At 48.2% G+C, this 16897-nt stretch carries 17 protein-coding genes; 10 read left to right on the top strand and 7 right to left on the bottom strand.

Going from position 1 to position 16897, the window contains the following annotated elements; translation table 11 throughout:
- Nucleotides 1-6: 6 nt before the first annotated feature.
- From ACN08X_RS01485 to ccsB, 8 genes are all read left to right on the top strand, one after another.
- The gene (locus ACN08X_RS01485; protein WP_419107701.1) at nucleotides 7-2067 is read left to right on the top strand and encodes a FadR/GntR family transcriptional regulator; all 2061 of its coding nucleotides are present in this window, start codon (nucleotides 7-9) and stop codon (nucleotides 2065-2067) included.
- A 288-nt stretch (nucleotides 2068-2355) separates the two neighbouring features.
- Nucleotides 2356-2454: a 30S ribosomal protein bS22 gene (locus ACN08X_RS01480; protein ID WP_005504750.1), complete on the top strand. Its 99-nt coding sequence runs from the start codon at nucleotides 2356-2358 to the stop codon at nucleotides 2452-2454.
- Between the two features lie 106 nt (nucleotides 2455-2560).
- On the top strand, nucleotides 2561-2848 hold the full coding sequence (locus ACN08X_RS01475) for a glutaredoxin family protein (RefSeq protein ID WP_419107700.1): 288 nt from the start codon (nucleotides 2561-2563) through the stop codon (nucleotides 2846-2848).
- Nucleotides 2849-2927: 79 nt separating this feature from the next.
- Entirely contained in the window at nucleotides 2928-3608 is a 681-nt protein-coding gene (locus ACN08X_RS01470; RefSeq protein WP_419100956.1) for a histidine phosphatase family protein, read from the top strand.
- 64 nt (nucleotides 3609-3672) lie between these two features.
- Nucleotides 3673-4287: a TlpA family protein disulfide reductase gene (locus tag ACN08X_RS01465; RefSeq protein WP_419100955.1), complete on the top strand. Its 615-nt coding sequence runs from the start codon at nucleotides 3673-3675 to the stop codon at nucleotides 4285-4287.
- The gene (locus ACN08X_RS01460) at nucleotides 4284-5036 is read left to right on the top strand and encodes a cytochrome c biogenesis CcdA family protein (protein WP_419107777.1); all 753 of its coding nucleotides are present in this window, start codon (nucleotides 4284-4286) and stop codon (nucleotides 5034-5036) included. Before ACN08X_RS01465 ends, ACN08X_RS01460 begins: the two co-directional genes overlap by 4 nt.
- A gap of 16 nt (nucleotides 5037-5052) precedes the next feature.
- The gene (resB, locus tag ACN08X_RS01455) at nucleotides 5053-6660 is read left to right on the top strand and encodes a cytochrome c biogenesis protein ResB (RefSeq protein ID WP_419107699.1); all 1608 of its coding nucleotides are present in this window, start codon (nucleotides 5053-5055) and stop codon (nucleotides 6658-6660) included.
- A gap of 38 nt (nucleotides 6661-6698) precedes the next feature.
- Entirely contained in the window at nucleotides 6699-7769 is a 1071-nt protein-coding gene (gene ccsB / locus ACN08X_RS01450; RefSeq protein ID WP_419100953.1) for a c-type cytochrome biogenesis protein CcsB, read from the top strand.
- A 99-nt stretch (nucleotides 7770-7868) separates the two neighbouring features.
- Here ccsB and ACN08X_RS01445 read toward each other — a convergent pair whose 3' ends face one another.
- Entirely contained in the window at nucleotides 7869-8216 is a 348-nt protein-coding gene (locus tag ACN08X_RS01445) for a PLD nuclease N-terminal domain-containing protein (RefSeq protein WP_419107698.1), read from the bottom strand.
- Between the two features lie 191 nt (nucleotides 8217-8407).
- On the opposite strand from ACN08X_RS01445, the gene ACN08X_RS01440 reads away from it, so the two are divergent.
- A complete protein-coding gene (locus tag ACN08X_RS01440) occupies nucleotides 8408-8695 on the top strand; it encodes a DUF4229 domain-containing protein (RefSeq protein ID WP_419107697.1) in 288 nt (95 codons plus the stop codon).
- 21 nt (nucleotides 8696-8716) lie between these two features.
- Here ACN08X_RS01440 and ACN08X_RS01435 read toward each other — a convergent pair whose 3' ends face one another.
- The 6 genes from ACN08X_RS01435 to gluQRS form a co-directional block, all read right to left on the bottom strand.
- Nucleotides 8717-9634, bottom strand: a complete 918-nt coding sequence (locus tag ACN08X_RS01435) for a 1,4-dihydroxy-2-naphthoate polyprenyltransferase (protein ID WP_419107696.1) — start codon at nucleotides 9632-9634, stop codon at nucleotides 8717-8719.
- A 120-nt stretch (nucleotides 9635-9754) separates the two neighbouring features.
- The gene (locus tag ACN08X_RS01430) at nucleotides 9755-10954 is read right to left on the bottom strand and encodes an AMP-binding protein (protein ID WP_419107695.1); all 1200 of its coding nucleotides are present in this window, start codon (nucleotides 10952-10954) and stop codon (nucleotides 9755-9757) included.
- Nucleotides 10955-11061: 107 nt separating this feature from the next.
- Nucleotides 11062-12015, bottom strand: a complete 954-nt coding sequence (locus ACN08X_RS01425) for a 1,4-dihydroxy-2-naphthoyl-CoA synthase (RefSeq protein WP_419105663.1) — start codon at nucleotides 12013-12015, stop codon at nucleotides 11062-11064.
- 116 nt (nucleotides 12016-12131) lie between these two features.
- Nucleotides 12132-13619 carry a sodium/proline symporter PutP gene (gene putP, locus ACN08X_RS01420; protein ID WP_419107694.1) on the bottom strand — a complete coding sequence of 496 codons (1488 nt, stop codon included), beginning with the start codon at nucleotides 13617-13619 and terminating at the stop codon, nucleotides 12132-12134.
- A gap of 214 nt (nucleotides 13620-13833) precedes the next feature.
- The gene (locus ACN08X_RS01415) at nucleotides 13834-14814 is read right to left on the bottom strand and encodes an EamA family transporter (protein WP_419107693.1); all 981 of its coding nucleotides are present in this window, start codon (nucleotides 14812-14814) and stop codon (nucleotides 13834-13836) included.
- 5 nt (nucleotides 14815-14819) lie between these two features.
- Nucleotides 14820-15788, bottom strand: coding sequence for a tRNA glutamyl-Q(34) synthetase GluQRS (gluQRS, locus tag ACN08X_RS01410; RefSeq protein ID WP_419100945.1), 969 nt, complete (start codon nucleotides 15786-15788; stop codon nucleotides 14820-14822).
- 132 nt (nucleotides 15789-15920) lie between these two features.
- On the opposite strand from gluQRS, the gene ACN08X_RS01405 reads away from it, so the two are divergent.
- Nucleotides 15921-16835, top strand: a complete 915-nt coding sequence (locus tag ACN08X_RS01405; RefSeq protein ID WP_419107692.1) for an MBL fold metallo-hydrolase — start codon at nucleotides 15921-15923, stop codon at nucleotides 16833-16835.
- Nucleotides 16836-16897 lie beyond the last annotated feature (62 nt).

Raw genomic sequence — 16897 nt, 5'->3', positions numbered from 1 at the left:
CTATCCATGTCTGTGTACCAGAAAATTCTTAACTGGCTTGAAGCAGAGCTTTTTGAAGGAAGACTGCACCTTGGGCAAAGCTTGCCCGATGATAGAAAACTTGCCGATATCATTCGTGCAAGTCACTCAAGTACCCGTGAAGCACTCAAATACCTTGAAACAATGGGGGTTTTGAGACTCTATGAGGGAAAGCGAAAAACTATCATTGCTCACCTCGTCAGCGAGCCTGCAGCCTCCGTCACCCCCGCTCTACGTCTACATATGGCAAGCTCTCGCTATCCGGTTCGTGACCTCATTCAAGCACGTATTCTGCTTGAAACATTCGCCGTTGAGAACGCAGACCCTACAAACCCAGCGATGGACGAGCTAGAACGCATCCTCGAAAAGATGCAATACGAGGGGACCACGCCTCACACCTTCCATCAACTAGAAGTAGATTTTCATATCGCTCTCACGAAACTCTCTGGTAACCAGCTCATAACAGGGCTTATGACGGCTCTGAGAACTTCGCTTACGGACTATCTACTCTCGATTATGGGACGTGTCCCTCTTTGGAGCGCAACAGCAACTCGACTACGCGCAGAATACCGTGCGCTACTTGAAGCTATCCGATACCGTGACACAACGCTAGCGAAACAACTACTCATCGCCAATATCGAACGCCAATACACTGAGGCAAGTCTTGACCTCAATGAAGAAACCGCTGTTGCTCATGAACTGCCAGGAACAGTGGTAGCAATGGAACCTATCGAAATTGATGATGACGACCTGATTCCCGATCACTGGGAAGAAGCTATCGCGCCTTCGCTCATCGAAGCTCTTGAAAATGTTGGAACTACACCGGCAACTACTGCAGAAACAACGAGTCCACAGGGGGATACTGCTTCAGAGAATCTTGAGAGCGAACCTTCCTCTGAACGGCCGAAAGTTCAAAGGTGGACTCTTGCACAAGAGTACGCTAAGGAACAACGCAAAGATGAGGTTTCTGCCGAAGAACAAGAACTGGGAACCTCAACTGAAGAGCACACCTCAATAAGTACCGGTGAAGAAAACAGCTCAGAGACTTCTGCGCAAGAAGAAACTCCCTCCCCTAGCAAAACATCTGAAGCAGATAACACCTCAACCGCTGAACACAGCTCTGAGCACTCTTCTGCCGCTGTATCGGAGGAGAAATCTGTTGTCCAGAACGAGCCTCAACCACCTGTTCACAATGTTTTGCGTGCTCCAACAGCAGGACGTACACGTAAAGTACGAGGAACAGTAAGCGTTCCTGTCCATGCGACGGTTATCAAACCTATTTATCGCACCCCACACGGTGAAACGCCCATAAAAATACGTAAAAATGGCGATACGTCTTGGACGCAGCCCTCGTCAGACACTTTAAGGGCAAAACCGGCGGCACGAAAAGTTGTACCCGGATCACATCCGAGAGTTGAAGAACCTCAAGAGTCAACTTCGCAGTATCTGTCTTCTTCTGAACCAGAGAAAAAAGGAAATGCCATCGGTCGTTGGCTAGGTTTCGGTGTGCGCACTCAACAGGTTCAACTCGCTGTTGAACAAAAAATAACAGAACAAGCTAAAGACAATAGCGCAACACCATCTGCTGACACGCAGACTGCAGATACCCAGCCTCAACTACAGAAAACTCAAACTCAAGAACAAACATCTGAACAATGTGCAACGGATGTCGTCTCTGCCGAAAAAAAGAGTATTTTCACAAAGCTCACTTTGAGAAAGGGGCGCAAACACGTCGCAGCTATTGATGAAATCGAAGAAAAAGCAGAATCATTATCTGCTGATGCTGACCCTCAGATGCTAGCACCCGAAGGATATGAGCTAGCACTTGACGACGCTAAAGAGCCTCAAATTATTGATGAGACACCGCGTCTATCACGAAAAGAACAGCGTGCCCTAGAAGAAGAACATTATTCTTCTTCCGCGGACTCCAGCTCTGAAGAGCCTCACGAACCGCAGAGCTCAACAACGCATACTGAAGAACCAGAGCTGAGCACCAAGGTGTACACCATTAACAAAAAAATTCAAAAGAAAAAGAAGAAGAAACGATAACATCTCAGCTTCCCTAAAATCTGAGGTCTGCATCTCATTCTTGAAGGTGCAGACCCAGATTTTAGCTTTTTATCCGAGAAAATGTTCATGAATCTGGTTCAGAATGCGGAAAATCTCGAGAATGCTTGTACTCTATACAGAGAGCGTTTTCTTCCGTTCAGGCATTTTTATGCCTGAATTGGTCTTTAAGAAGCGTTTATACCGGTATAAACCGCGCCCGGATAGCTAACATCTCATATCTACGATGGGTAGAGATGCCGGGTATCGAATGTAAGTGAGGTGAATCCTATGGGTTCAGTTATCAAAAAGCGTCGTAAGCGCATGTCCAAGAAGAAGCACCGTAAGTTGCTTCGTAAGACCCGCCACCAGCGTCGCAATAAGAAGTAAGTTCTTATGAGCTTTATGTGCCTCGTCCTCAACTGCTAACAGTAGGGGCGAGGCACTGTTTTTAACACACCTCTTATGACAAACCCATGCCCAGAAAAGACCCCAGATGAGCGAACAACAACCCGCTAAAACACCGATTGACATCACCTTACTCACCAAACCAGGCTGTCACCTCTGCGATAAAGCTCGTCACGTCGTTCATGACGTCACCGCACGCCTCGGGCTCACTTTCACCGAACTCAACATCGAAAACTTTCCAGAACTCAAAGCCCGCCACGCCATCGAAATACCGGTAGTTCTCGTCGACGGAGAAGTTAAAGACTTCTGGCAGATTAATCCACGACGCCTAGAGAAAATACTGCACCAAAAAATTACCCAAAATCACCAACGTTAAGAAATAACTCACCACTTGTTCTGACAATTCACAGGTTGCAGAATTGGGAATGAGACAAACTATTTGAGAGACTAGAACAATGAGCTCACTTCAGGTTAAAGTCCACCTTATGCGTCACGGGGAAGTCGAAAACCCTCAACGTATCGTCTACGGGCGTCTACCCAATTACCATTTGAGTCAACGTGGACGCCACATGGTTCGTCTAACTGCCGAAGAACTCGCACGCCAAGCACACAACGGCGCGAATATCGTCTACCTTGCCTGCTCACCACTAACACGTACCCAAGAATCAGCTGAACCGATTACCGAACTCCTCGGGCTAGAAGCACACCATGACCCTCGCGTAATCGAAGCAGAAAACTATTTTGAGGGGCTCCACGTCAACGCCCAAGAATTGATCACTCACCCAAAACACTGGTCTAAACTCTTTAACCCATTACGTCCCTCTTGGGGAGAACCTTACCGAGAACAAGTCAAACGTATGGCACAAGCCGTACGCCAAACTGCTCAGCACGCCTACGATATCGGGGGAGAGAACGCCGAAGCTGTCATCGTCTCTCATCAACTTCCCATCTGGCTAGTACGACGTAGCATCGAAGGGAAAATGCTCCCTCACGACCCCAGAACTCGAGAATGCAACCTTGCCTCACTCACAACCTGCACATTTAGTGATTTAGACGGCAAAGAACGCCCACGGATTAGCTATAGCGAACCCGCCGCAGCACTCTACAACGGTGTTATACAGCTACCTGGAACGTGACAGAAAAAACCTTACCTCGTTTTTCCCCGAAGCCTAAGACCTTGAGCACACCCGAAAGAACACCATGCTAGACCCCTACCAAAGACCATATGAACAGCGACTGTCACGCCGTCATCTGCTGAGCTTAGGAGCCGCCGCCAGCCTCCTAAGCTTAAGTGCATGCTCATCGTCTGATTCTCTTTCTGCCCAAGCAGATGCGGGGGACTCCAAAGGATACATTGCAGGAGATGGGTCGGTCACAGAGTTTCCTCCAGAAAAACGAACAGAACCGGTACACTTTACCGGAACACTCTACGACGGCACCGAAATCACCGCAGAATCATTACGCGGAAAACCCCTACTACTGAACTTCTGGTATGCCGGATGCGCTCCTTGCCGAGCAGAAGCCCCCACCTTAGCTAAACTTCACAAAAAATTTGCGGACAAAGTACATTTCTATGGTGTCAACGTCCGAGACGAAAAAGCAACAGCAGAGGCCTTCGAACGTCGCTTCTCCATTGAATACCCAAGTTTTGAAGACTCAACCGGTCACGTCCTCTACGAACTATCACAAGTTGTCCCCGCACAAGCTGTTCCCACCACGCTCATCATTGACGCACAAGGACATGTCACCTCACGAGTGTTAGGACAAATTGACGAATCCATCGTGAGAACACTCCTCGAGGACGCCCAAAAATAGTGAACACTTTCGGAGAAATCATTATTGACGGGTCGCTATGGTTAGCCATACCCCTAGCCGTATTAGCAGGTCTGGTATCCTTCGCCTCCCCTTGCGTGCTACCCCTCGTGCCAGGGTACATCGGGTACGTAACAGGATTATCTGGACACACCAAAAACACCAGTACCCGATACGCACTAGGCGCCGTCGCCCTGTTCATCCTTGGCTTCTCAACAATTTTCATTCTCTTGAGCGTGGTTTTCGCACAACTAGGTGCAGCCCCCTGGATTCGAGGGCAACGCTGGGTTGAAATACTCCTTGGTATGTTTGTCATCCTGCTCGGGCTGGTCTTCTGGGGCAAAATTCCTTGGCTACAAAGAGAACGCAAACTCATCCATACACAAGCCCCCTCAGGGTTTTGGGGTGCACCACTTTTGGGAATAACCTTTGGTCTAGGGTGGGCACCATGTATCGGCCCAACCTTCGCCGCAGTACAAACACTGGTCTACCTTGACGGAGCTAATACTGCAAAAGCAATAACTCTCACCTTCGCCTATTGCCTAGGTTTAGGTATCCCATTCTTTATCGTTGCATTAGGCATTCTTCGCGGAACACAACGCCTACGGTGGCTTAAAAAACATCATCGACGCATACAACAATGCGGATCCATACTACTGATTCTTATCGGAACGCTCATGATAACTGGTCTATGGAACTCCATCATCACATGGATACAAGCCACACTACCTACCTACGAACTACCAATCTAAAAGCTAAGGGCACACTATGGGAGAACAAACAACATCTCAAGCACCAGCTCTTGGAGTTTGGGGAATGACAAAATGGGCGTGGACACAGCTCACAAAAATGAATACCGCACTATTTCTGCTCCTTCTTTTAGCAGTAGCTGCAGTTCCAGGATCACTCTTCCCACAACGAATACAAGACCCCGTTAAAGTTAACGACTACATCGAAAACCACCCCACGTGGGGACCTATCGCAGATAAAATTCAGCTCTTTGACGTCTTCAGCTCCGCATGGTTTTCCGCAATATACCTCTTGCTCTTTATTTCCCTCATCGGATGCGTCCTACCACGAGCCAAAAAACACTACCAGATGTGGCGTAAACCCCCAGTACGTACACCCAAGAACCTCTCACGACTACCCGTACACCGCACCTTAGAAATACCCGTATCCCTCGAAGAATTTACCGCAGAAGAAGCAATCAACGATGCTTCCCGCGTCCTCTCACGACGCGGATACAGAGTAGAAACCCATCTTGAAGAGAACGGGTACTACTCTGTCGCAGCAGAACGCGGGTACTTACGCGAAGTCGGAAATATTCTCTTCCACCTATCGATGATTGGTATTCTCATCGGTGTCGCTATTGGATCTCTCCTGGGATACCGAGGACAAAAAATCTTGGTTGAAGGAGACACCTTCGTCAACTCCCTCATCAGCTATGACTCTTTCACACCTGGAACAAACTACAACCCAGACTGGCTTACACCCTACTCGATAACACTTAAAAAATTTGAAGTTCAATACGATAGACAACATGAATCTGCTAGCTACGGCTCTGATATTGGGTACAAAGCAACCTTCAGCGTTACCGACCGCTCTGGAGAACACCGGAATGAAACACTCGAAGTGAACGAACCACTCTCCGTCGACGGTACCGATATTAACCTTGCCGGTAACGGTTATGCACCCGTTATCAAAGTGACAAACCCCGATGGAACCATCGCTTTTGAAGGTCCCGTTGTAGGCCTAACCACTGACCCTAAATACAACTCATCTATTGTGCTTAAAGTTCCTGACGCACATCCCGACCAGCTCGGTTTCGTCGGAATGTTCCTCCCCACAGGTGGATACAACAGCTCTGGAGTTCCCGTCTCTCTTGACGCCGGACCCTATAACCCTACACTCGTCCTGCAGTCTTACTATGGCGACTTAGGGCTAGATAACGGCACCCCACAGAACGTGTATATTCTCGATACCTCAAAACTGACCGAAATGAACTCGATGGCCCAACAAAACGGTATTATCCTCACAGCTACGCACACCGAAGAAAATCTGCCAGATGGACGAGGAAAAATCAGTTTTGAGGGGTATAAGCGTTATATTGGTGTAGACATTCACTATGACCCTGGAAAAGGTATTGTTTTCTGGTCATTTGTTCTAGCCTTCACCGGACTGATTATCTCGTTATTCGTTCCTAGACGTCGTGTCTGGGTACGTGCTTATCGAGACGGCCAGAACCTCACCGTAGAATATGCTCTACTAGCACGAGGAGAAGACCCACGACTCCTACCGGAAGCTGATAAGCTCACAGAAGCTTTCGCTCACTGTTGGGAACTAGAATTTAGTGAAGCAGAAGACACCGAAGCATAAAACACTTCACACCCCATACCTGAAGGAAGAACTAGCAGATGATTAACGCATCCCTCGCTCAATGGAGCGAGCTGTTCATGTACATCTCAGCAATTATCTACATGATAGCGTTTATCCTATTCACCGCAGATATTGCCTCTCATTCGCGTACTGTCCGACAACTAGAACAACAGGACAACACCGCAGATAAACCTCTCGAAGCTGCCACAACAGCGCACAAACGTGCCTCCTATATTGACAGCAGTGAGAAAGGCACGGGCGCTCGCGGACTTGGCTATAAGCGCGCTGCAGAACGCAAACTTGAAGGTAAAGTTGCCGATAGTTCAATGCGTTGGGGTACTGATACGAGCCCCCGCCGTGCCGCTCGTATCGCAGTTGCCATCATGATTATCGGTGCATTAGTTCATGCTGTTGGTGTAGTGACTCGTGGTATTGCTGCTGATCGTGTTCCGTGGGGAAACATGTATGAGTTCTGCACAACTGGTGCGTTAGTTGTTTCTACCGTCTTTTTGATTCTTCTGATTTTCCGTGACGTACGTTTTGTGGGAATGTTAGTGTCGGGTCTTGCCCTTATTATGATGTGCGCGGCAACGATTGCGTTCCCTACTCCTGTTGGACATCTCAAACCTGCTTTGCAGTCGTATTGGCTTGTTATTCACGTTTCTATTGCTGTTCTTGCTTCGGGTATTTTTACTATTACCTTTGCGATGGCTATTCTTCAGCTTCTGCAGTCTCGTCGCGAAAAAGAAATTATTGCTGGGAAGAAGCCTTCGATGCCGTTTATGACGATGGTTCCTTCGTCTCAGACGCTAGAGAATTTTGCGTTTCGTCTTAACACTGTTGGTTTTGTGATGTGGACGTTTACTCTGGCAGCTGGCGCTATTTGGGCGCAGAAAGCGTGGAGCCGTTATTGGGGCTGGGACGTTAAAGAAGTATGGACCTTCGTGATCTGGGTTGTCTATGCCGCCTATTTGCATGCTCGAGCAACACGCGGCTGGTCTGGTGCACCTTCTGCATGGCTCTCTATCGTGGGCTATCTATGCATCATCTTTAACTTTACGGTAGTCAATATTTTCTTCTCCGGTTTGCACAGCTATTCCGGCCTATAACTGGTACTACCTATAGGGTTTTTATCCGTGTTTAAAGCTGTTGGGCTACCACTGATGTAAGTGGTAGCCCAACAGCTTTAACTGAAGGTCTTGATGAGGCTACTGCTCAGCAGAATCCTCGTGAGTGTCTTCACCATTCGTATCTTCTGGGGGAGTAGTCTTGTCGTCTTTTTCTCTCATCTGACGTTTGGCACGCGCTTCAAGATATTTGAGGAATTCCTCATCGTTATCGGGGGCGTTAGAAGAAACCGGTGAACTGGCATGTTTTCCAAAGAACAACCATAATAAGGCTCCAGCAAGAGGGAAGATAAGGATAGCTAAAAACCATACGGGTTTAGGGAATACTTTGACTCGTTCGTTGTCTGTACGGATGCAATCTATGAAGGAATAGATGATGATGCCGATGAGCAGGGCGATAGAGCCGATAATCATTATTGCGCGAACCATAGATATTAGTGTTCCATGGATAACTGAATAATATCTACTTTATGGGACGTAAATTTCTGGAAGAACAGGATGAACTCAGAATAGTGCCTTTTGTAAGGGTATTCTCATGAATCTTGACACCTGTATGAGTGTGAGCAGTGCAAAATTTGGTGCTTATCGAACCGTTAGCGTTCTCCGTTAGACTAGTATCTATGAATCTGCTCAAATACACTTTTCTCCGTCTTGCACTCGTTTTTAGTATCAGCCTGATTTGTGTTTGGGTCCTTAAAATTGCGGTGCTGCTCTCTATTATTTTTGCGCTTCTTATGTCTTTATCGTTGTCGTATCTGTTTTTCCCGAAACTTCGTGAAGCCGCAGGGGTTGAGGTTGCACAACTGTGGAGGAAACTCTTTCCAACAAAGAACATTAAACATGAAGATACTCTCGTTGAAGACGAGTATGTAGAGCAGATGAAAAAATCACAGGGACTAGATTTTTAGTCTCGTATGATGCCCCTCGTATTAGAAACCGTTAAAGGTGGGTGCCTCTACGATGAATATATCGAGAGTTCCTAAATAAGCAGCAAGTACCAGAAGCAGGCTATATGCAAGGGTGACGAGCCCAGCTTGTTTGAGTACAGGGATGAGCTCTTTGCCATGAGTCGGAGCTAATACCACAAAACATGAGTGAAGTACGGGCCCTATCAGTACAAAAACTAACATGTACCAAGGATTCTCTGGAACAAGTATGAGAGTGATAGCTAAGGCACAGAGCATTTCAAGAACATAGATTCTGCGCGACCACTTCTGCCCAAGACGTACAGCTAGAGTATATTTTCCGCTTTCTTTATCGGTTGGGATATCTCGGATATTATTGGCCATCAATAATGCGCAAGAGAATAATCCAATAGATATTGCGCTCACCCAGCCGGTAGTACTTAAATGTGCGCTTTGGGTAAAGAGCGTACCAACTGTAGCAACAAGACCAAAATAGATAAAAACGTAGAGGTCCCCTAACCCCATATACCCGTAGGGGCGTTTACCTCCGGTATATCCCCATGCTGCAAAGACAGCTGACGCTCCAATAGCTAAAAACCACCATTGTTGCGCAAGGAAGACAAGGTAGAATCCAGCAACCATAGATAACGCAAAACAACTAAAAGCCGCGTATTTAACATGGCTCGGTTTCGCTACACCTGAACCTACCAGACGTAATGGGCCAACTCTTACTTCATCTGTTCCTTTGATACCGTCTGAATAATCATTGGCATAGTTGACGCCTACTTGGAGAAAAAAGGCGACAAGAAAAGCGAGAAAAGCTCTGAACGGGTTAAACTTTCCTAATTCAAAAGCTGCAACTGAACCGGCAATAATGGGTGCCACAGCTAGTGGCAAGGTGCGTAGACGCGCCCCCTCAATCCATTGAGCCGGAGTAGCCACGTATTATTCCTTTCTTGCGGTACAACATCTAGTGGTGCTAGAGCACCTCTCATTCTCTCATACTGAACGAAACAGGAGTTGTTCTTCTGCAATCCTTGATGAAGAAAAAGTTTATTGACCTCATCCTTCACGCAATAGCGTATGGAGCGCTTCTCGATCTGGTTTTCCTGTGGAAAGTAGAGGCAAAGTGCTGATAACTCGGAGATATTTAGGACGCTGTGCAGGTTCTAGATTCTGGCATAACTGCTGTAATTGGGGAGATAATCGTGCCGGCGATTCTTCAGGGGCGTAGACGACGCACCCTACCGCTTGCCCCCATCGTCGGTGAGGAACTGGAAAGACAAAAGCAGAAACGACCGCAGGATGAGCTTCTAAACATTGTGCAATAGGGGCGGGAGCAATTTTTACTCCACCGCTAATGATGATGTCATCGGCTCGACCGTGAACCTCTAAAAACCCTTGTGATAAAGAACCAATATCGTCGGTACGATACCATCGTGTCCCGTTGTTCTCGTACCAAAAATGTTCAGCGGTACGCTGCGGCTGATCAAGATATCCGTGGGCAACGTGTTCTCCACCTAACCAGATTCTTCCTGTTGTATCTTCTGGATGCTGTGTTTCAATACGAAGTTGAGTCGAGGACAGCGGGAGACCGTTATAGACGCAACCGCCTGCTGTTTCTGCACTTCCATAGGTGGTAAATATCTTAAGCTGATACTTTTGCGCTTTTTCACGTAATGAGCGCGAAGCTGGTGCCCCGCCTAGAAGAATGCCGCAGAACTCTTGTAAGAGTTCAAGGAGCTCTGGAAACCGTTGTGCATCATCAAGAAGCTGTTGTAACTGGGTTGGTACAAGTGACACCATTTTCGTCTTGGCTGTCATAGTGCGAGCACTTTGTAGAAAATCTTCACTACTAAAGTGTCTGTTGTGCATGATGGCACCAGTGATGACGGGGGTGGTGCCGTTGAGTACCGATCGAATGAGCACCTGTGCTCCGGCAATATAGTGCACGGGCAAACATAACAACCATTGTGATTGCCGAGAGCCTGTTGCTTGAGCTGTCGCTTGAGCAGAATGGACTAATGCTGAACGACTAAGAACCGTTATTTTAGGTGCGCCTGTAGAGCCTGATGTGCCCACTAAAAGCGCAATATCTTCTGAGGTGTGAGGTGTTGCGGCGAAATATCTGTCAAAAAAGTGTAGGACGTCTGTTGGCGAATACGCGCGTGGATGTTGTGCCTCTAAACGCAATGCTCGTGAAATATCGGGGGTTGGTAGCCTAAAAGGCTGCAGTTGTGATGGGTCAAAAGAGACAGTCATAGAGTGTTTTTCTGCAATGTTTTTCTAGACGTGTTGATAGAAGAAGACCTCAACGGCAGTCTTTTCCAACGTTTAGCGGTGGAGACTGCCGTTAAGGTTTCGTTCTTTTAGAAGTAGTAAGGGTACTCTTCCCAGCGGGGTTCACGTTTTTGGAGGAATGCATCTCGTCCTTCTACAGCCTCATCTGTCATATAGGCTAGGCGGGTTGCTTCTCCTGCAAAGACTTGTTGTCCGAGTAGACCGTCATCGGGAAGGTTGAAAGCAAATTTGAGCATGCGGATAGCTTGGGGGGATTGTCGTGCAATATGTGCCGCGTATTCTAGTCCTTTATGCTCTAGTTCTTGGTGTGGGACAACTTCATTAACAGCACCCATTTCATACATGCGTTGAGCGTCATATTCGCGTGCGAGGAAGAATATTTCACGAGCATTTTTTTGGCCGATTTGACGTGCTAATAGGGCAGAGCCGTAACCGGCGTCGAAGGAACCGACGGTGGCATCAGTCTGTTTGAACTTGCCGTATTCTTCGGACGCGATCGTGAGGTCTGCGACGACGTGGAGGGAATGTCCTCCGCCGGCAGCCCACCCCGAGACGAGGGCGATAACGACTTTGGGCATGGTGCGAATAAGCCGTTGAACTTCGAGGATGTGGAGTCGTCCGGCGCGTGCAGGGTCGATGCTTTCTGCGGTGTCTCCGTCTGCGTAATGGTAGCCGTCACGTCCTCGGATGCGCTGGTCTCCGCCGGAGCAGAATGCCCATCCACCATCTTTGGGGGAGGGCCCGTTACCGGTGAGCAGCACTGTTCCGACGTTGGAGGTCATTCGAGCGTGGTCGAGTGCACGGTAGAGCTCATCAACGGTGTGTGGGCGGAAGGCGTTGCGTACTTCTGGGCGGTTGAACGCGATACGTACAGCGGGGAGGTCTTTGATGTAGTTGCCGTTTTCGTCGCGGAGTACTTGCCGGTGGTAGGTGATGTCGGTGTATTCTTCAAACCCTTCGACGGTACGCCATTGTTGAGGGTCAAAAATATCAGATACAGTTTCGGGCAGTGTATAGGTCATGGGTTTAGTGTACCGTTGCGTTCTGTATCTTGGCTGGAAGATGAAGGATAAAGAACAGCTCAGGCGGTTACCACTGGTGTTTAGTGGTAACCGCCTGAGCTGTATTATGAGAAGTTTTAGTTCTTTGCCGCTAGCGCTGCTGCTTCGAACTCTTCTTCAATCTCTGGGTTGGGTGAGTATGTTGCATAAGAGATGGTTACAGCAAATACAAGGTTAACGATGAACCCTGGTGCAATTTCGTAGAAAGTGCTAGAGAGAGCTTCGTTATTTCCCCAGACAAATACGGTAATTGTTCCTGCAATGAGTCCGGCGATAGCTCCCCAGTTGGTGAGTTTTTTCCAGAAGAGGGATAGCAAAACGATGGGGCCGAAGGCTGCACCGAATCCTGCCCATGCGAAGGACACTAACTCGAGGATAGAGCTATTGGGGTTCCATGCTAGTACTGCTGCAATGATGGAGACTACGAGCACGCCCATGCGTCCGAGCCATAGTCCTTTTGCTGCTTCGAGTGGTTTTTGTGTGACAACTCCGTAGAGGTCTTCGGCAAGGGCTGAAGAGCAGACAACGAGCTGTGAAGAGAGCGTGGACATAATTGCGGCAAGAACGGCTGCAAGAATGAAACCTGACACGAAAGAAGGTAGCAGTATCTGTGACATGTCGAGGAATACGGATTCTGCGTTTTTTGTGTCGGTGAGTGCCGCATCGGGGTGTTTTGCAAAGTATGCGATGCCGATTAATCCGGATGAGCAAGCTCCGATAACGGTGAGAACCATCCAGCCGATGCCGATACGTCGTCCTGCGATTGCGTCTTTAGGGGTGCGTAGTGCCATGAAGCGCACGATAATGTGTGGCTGCCCAAAGTACCCTAAGCCCCATGCTGATGCAGAGAGAATCCCGATGAAAGATGTTCCTGCGAACAGTGAGAGCGCGGTGGGGTTGACCGCTGAAATAGTTTCGTATGCACCGCTGGGCCCACCCACGTAGAACAGCGCCAAGATAGGCATGAGGATGAGCGCACCTAACATGAGGAATCCTTGAACCATGTCGGTGTAGGATGCGCCGAGGAACCCACCAAAGAGAGTGTAGAGGACGGTAATTCCTGCGATGAGTAGCATTCCGACGTGGAAATCTAAGTTGAAGGAGGATGCGAAGAATTTTCCGCCGGCTACCATGCCGGAGGATGCGTAGAAGGTAAAGAAAATGAGGATGATGAGGGATGAAAAGATCCGCAGGAGTTTAGTGTTATCGCGTAGCCTGTTGTGGAAAAAGACTGGTACAGTGACGGAATTTCGGGAAATTTCGGTGTAGCTGCGTAGTCGTGGAGCGACAACTTTCCAGTTGATCCACGCACCGATGGTGAGCCCGACGGCAATCCATGCTTCTGCTAGTCCGGAGATATATAGTGCGCCGGGGAGGCCCATGAGGAGCCATCCTGACATATCAGACGCACCTGCAGAGAGTGCGGCGGTGGTGGGGGAGAGTGACCTGCCACCGAGGACGTAGTCGTCGAGATTGTTGTTTTTAGTTTTTGCCCAGAGTCCGATGGCTATCATGCCGGCAAAGTAGATGACCAGCGCGGCAATCTGGAATGTAGTATTGCTCATTGAGGAGCCCCCTAGAGAATTGGGTATGTGATGTACGTAATAATAGCGCTAGACCTGAGTGGTTAACAGTTCACCAATAGGTGTTCGGGTCAATTTTACTGTTAAGAATAACCGAGCATGATATTTAAGAAAAACTTAATTCTAGTATATGAGAAACGCGCTGACACTCTTTCTATAAGTCAGCGCGTTTGCTTCATTCTTCTTCGACCTAGAACTATTTGAGGTCCTTACTAATGATTGGTAACTGCTGAGTACGTGTAGAAACCACCACATCAAGTATCGCCGTATTAGCAGAAATCTTAATAGCCGATTTGTTCGTCTGCCAGACCAATAATGCGCCGGAACATGCAATCAATACGATGCCAACATAGGACCAAATAGAGAGTACCTGACCCAAAAGAAGCGTCCCAATAATTGCGCCGTTCACCGGATCCAAACTAAACAACACTCCGATAACAGCAGGCGAGGTAATACGGCCAGCAATCGCGTCAAAAGAATATGTTACGACAACGCCTAAGAAACCAACCATGACTAATAAGAACCAACCGTTGAAGTCCACTCTCGGAAATGACGGTGCAGACCACGGGGTCAGCAACAATGCTGAAAAACAAATCGAGAGTGACAGACCCTTGAGCCCACTCACAGCCGGAGAGCCTTTAGTGCCAAGGTGAGCTGACAAGAACGTATATCCACCCATACATGTTGCACTCATCACCGCAAAAAGATAGCCAATAAGATGGCTACTTTCAAAAGTCGGCCCAGCAATGAGGGCAACACCGATTAAAGCACCTAACGAGATGAAACTATCTCGAACACGTTTGACACCTAACAGAGAAATAGCAAAAGCACCCAGATACTCAACAGTGACCGCAATTCCTAACGGGATATAACTAACAGCCATATAAAAACTGCCGGTCATAAGAGACACAACAAGACCATAAAGCAACACCTGCGGCCAGTCAGAAGCTTTAAGTGCGAACGGATTAGGGCGAACAATCAAAAAGAGGATAACTGCCGCAACTGCCATACGCATTCCCGTGACCGCAATGGGAGTGAACTGCTGAAAGAGGTCTGAGGCGAAAGCAGTAGACACCTGCAGACTGATTGAGCCGAGCATCACGAGAGCTAGAGCAGCAGTTCCGCGGTGCTCAGAGGGGATTTTTGCTGCTAGGGCATCTACGGTGAACTTAGCCAATACCACTATCCTTTCACAAACGGGTCAATAACAACCCAGGGCTGCTGACGTATCAGCTGGGGAGAAAATACTGTGAGCATCTCTGAAGCATTCTTTGGTAAAAGGCCCCCATGCTGAGGCTCTAACCGTGGAAGCGGAATAGAAGAAGCAATAAGCCGTCCAATCTCATCAATGCTCACACCTTGACGATACAACTCGGGGATAGTAACAGCACCATCTCGTTTTGCAAGGCGCTGACCGGCACTATTGAGCGCTAAAGGAACGTGCGCGTACTGCACCGGAGAACATCCCAAAAGCTGCGCAAGATACGCCTGTCGTGGGGCTGAAGGAAGTAAATCATCACCTCGAACAACCTGCGTGACCCCTTGAAAATCATCGTCAATTACTACCGCTAGGTTATATGCAATAGTTCCATCGTTGCGCACTAAGACGAAATCATCAACTACACCTGTGTATTCTCCGTAAAAAAAGTCATGAACCGTGTATTGAGAGCATTGAGAACGTAACCTTAAAGCCGGGGTGCGAACCTCTCGTCGGGCAGCACGCTCATCATCTGAGATGGAGCGACACGTTCCAGGGTAAGCACCTGGGGCAGCATGAGGTGCCGTGGTTGCTTGCTGAATTTCTTTACGAGTACAAAAACACTCATAGACCATATGCTGTTCTTTAAGCTTTTCGACTGCTTGAAGATAGGCTTCTTGGCGTGTGGACTGGTAAAGCACCTCACCGGTATAGGTAATACCTAATTGGGTGAGGTCTTGTAATTGTCGTTGTGCAGCTCCTTCACGAACACGATCAAGGTCTTCGACACGCATGACCATATCTCCGCCTTGGCTATGAGCCATAAGCCACGCTAAAAGAGCGGTTCGCAAGTTCCCTAAATGTAAATCTCCAGAGGGGGAAGGAGCGTATCGTCCTCGTATAGGGGGCGTCGATGTTGTATCTGTTGAAGGAAAATTGCCGAAGTCTATCACGGTCTATATGGTATCGGTCTTATGAATAATTGGCGGTAAAGCCTCATAAAATGCTGTGAGATGTATTGCGACATGGTCTTTTATGGGTATAGAACACAACATATACCACCTAATGCAAGTACCGTAGAACACATGGCACGTACAAATGAAATATCAGACGGTGTGTACCTCATTAGCACGGATAATTACCGGCTGAACTCGGGTCTCATTGTCGGTGCGGAAAAAGCTATGCTCGTCGATACGGGAGCAGGGCCCCGTCAGGGAGCAGAGATTCTGCGTGCTGTTCGACGCATTACTGAACTTCCTCTGACGATTGTGAGCACACACGCTCATTTTGACCGTTTTATGGGAAATGCTGTTTTTGAAGCTGATGGTGCACAAGATTTTTGGGCGCACCCTCGAGCTGCACGAGCTATTGAGCTTTATGGCAATCTACAGCGTTCATATGTTGAAGTTCTTGAACCAGAGATGGCCCATCAAGAAGGCCCTAATACACACCTTGTTGTTCCTCAACGACTCTTACCGGGAGACGGAACCCGCGCTTCATTTACTCGAGTTGAGTTAGGGGATCGTGCGGTAACACTCTTCTATCTGGGACTGGCACATACCGATTCGGACGTGTTGGTCGGTGTAGATGACGTTCTCTTCACCGGAGACGTCGTAGAACAAGGTTCTGACCCCGCTTTTGACGACTCTTACCCGCAACTATGGGTATCGACTCTGCGTCATTTAGCTGAGCTTGATAGATATCGGGTTTTTGTTCCGGGACATGGTATCCCCGTAGAACGTACTTTTATTGTTCGTATGGCAGATACGATGCAAGATGCAATTGACCGTATTAAAGGTTCTGCTCTCAATACAAGTGCCGGCGTAACCACCGCTGCAATGTACCAATTACCGTACTCTGGTGGAGCAACCCGTATTCTTCTAGACCGCATGAAGTGGTTAGAGAATCAGGAACATAAAGGCCAAGGCTTGAGCCAGACGACTTTTGACGATTATCCGAGTGGACTTACCGGACCTATCACCACAGGACGTAGCTTATAGCGTGAGCTCTTGAGCTGTTAATGCGCATGGGGTGGGATAGAACATTCTTGTTCTATCCCACC

It is taken from the genome of Rothia sp. P6271, assembly GCF_048512995.1.
Taxonomy (GTDB): domain Bacteria; phylum Actinomycetota; class Actinomycetes; order Actinomycetales; family Micrococcaceae; genus Rothia.
The sequence above is the reverse complement of the archived record's forward strand: the minus strand, read 5'-3'. Positions and strand labels throughout refer to the sequence as shown.

Bases quoted from the DNA above. Each gene is read 5' to 3' on its own strand.
- ACN08X_RS01440 (WP_419107697.1), top strand. From the start codon at position 8,408: ATGAATCTGCTCAAATACACTTTTCTCCGTCTTGCACTCGTTTTTAGT.
- ACN08X_RS01430 (WP_419107695.1), bottom strand. From the start codon at position 10,954: ATGACTGTCTCTTTTGACCCATCACAACTGCAGCCTTTTAGGCTACCA.
- ACN08X_RS01445 (WP_419107698.1), bottom strand. From the start codon at position 8,216: ATGGTTCGCGCAATAATGATTATCGGCTCTATCGCCCTGCTCATCGGC.
- ACN08X_RS01485 (WP_419107701.1), top strand. From the start codon at position 7: ATGTCTGTGTACCAGAAAATTCTTAACTGGCTTGAAGCAGAGCTTTTT.
- ACN08X_RS01475 (WP_419107700.1), top strand. From the start codon at position 2,561: ATGAGCGAACAACAACCCGCTAAAACACCGATTGACATCACCTTACTC.
- ACN08X_RS01405 (WP_419107692.1), top strand. From the start codon at position 15,921: ATGGCACGTACAAATGAAATATCAGACGGTGTGTACCTCATTAGCACG.
- resB (WP_419107699.1), top strand. From the start codon at position 5,053: ATGGGAGAACAAACAACATCTCAAGCACCAGCTCTTGGAGTTTGGGGA.
- ACN08X_RS01425 (WP_419105663.1), bottom strand. From the start codon at position 12,015: ATGACCTATACACTGCCCGAAACTGTATCTGATATTTTTGACCCTCAA.
- ACN08X_RS01465 (WP_419100955.1), top strand. From the start codon at position 3,673: ATGCTAGACCCCTACCAAAGACCATATGAACAGCGACTGTCACGCCGT.
- ccsB (WP_419100953.1), top strand. From the start codon at position 6,699: ATGATTAACGCATCCCTCGCTCAATGGAGCGAGCTGTTCATGTACATC.
- ACN08X_RS01480 (WP_005504750.1), top strand. From the start codon at position 2,356: ATGGGTTCAGTTATCAAAAAGCGTCGTAAGCGCATGTCCAAGAAGAAG.
- ACN08X_RS01470 (WP_419100956.1), top strand. From the start codon at position 2,928: ATGAGCTCACTTCAGGTTAAAGTCCACCTTATGCGTCACGGGGAAGTC.
- putP (WP_419107694.1), bottom strand. From the start codon at position 13,619: ATGAGCAATACTACATTCCAGATTGCCGCGCTGGTCATCTACTTTGCC.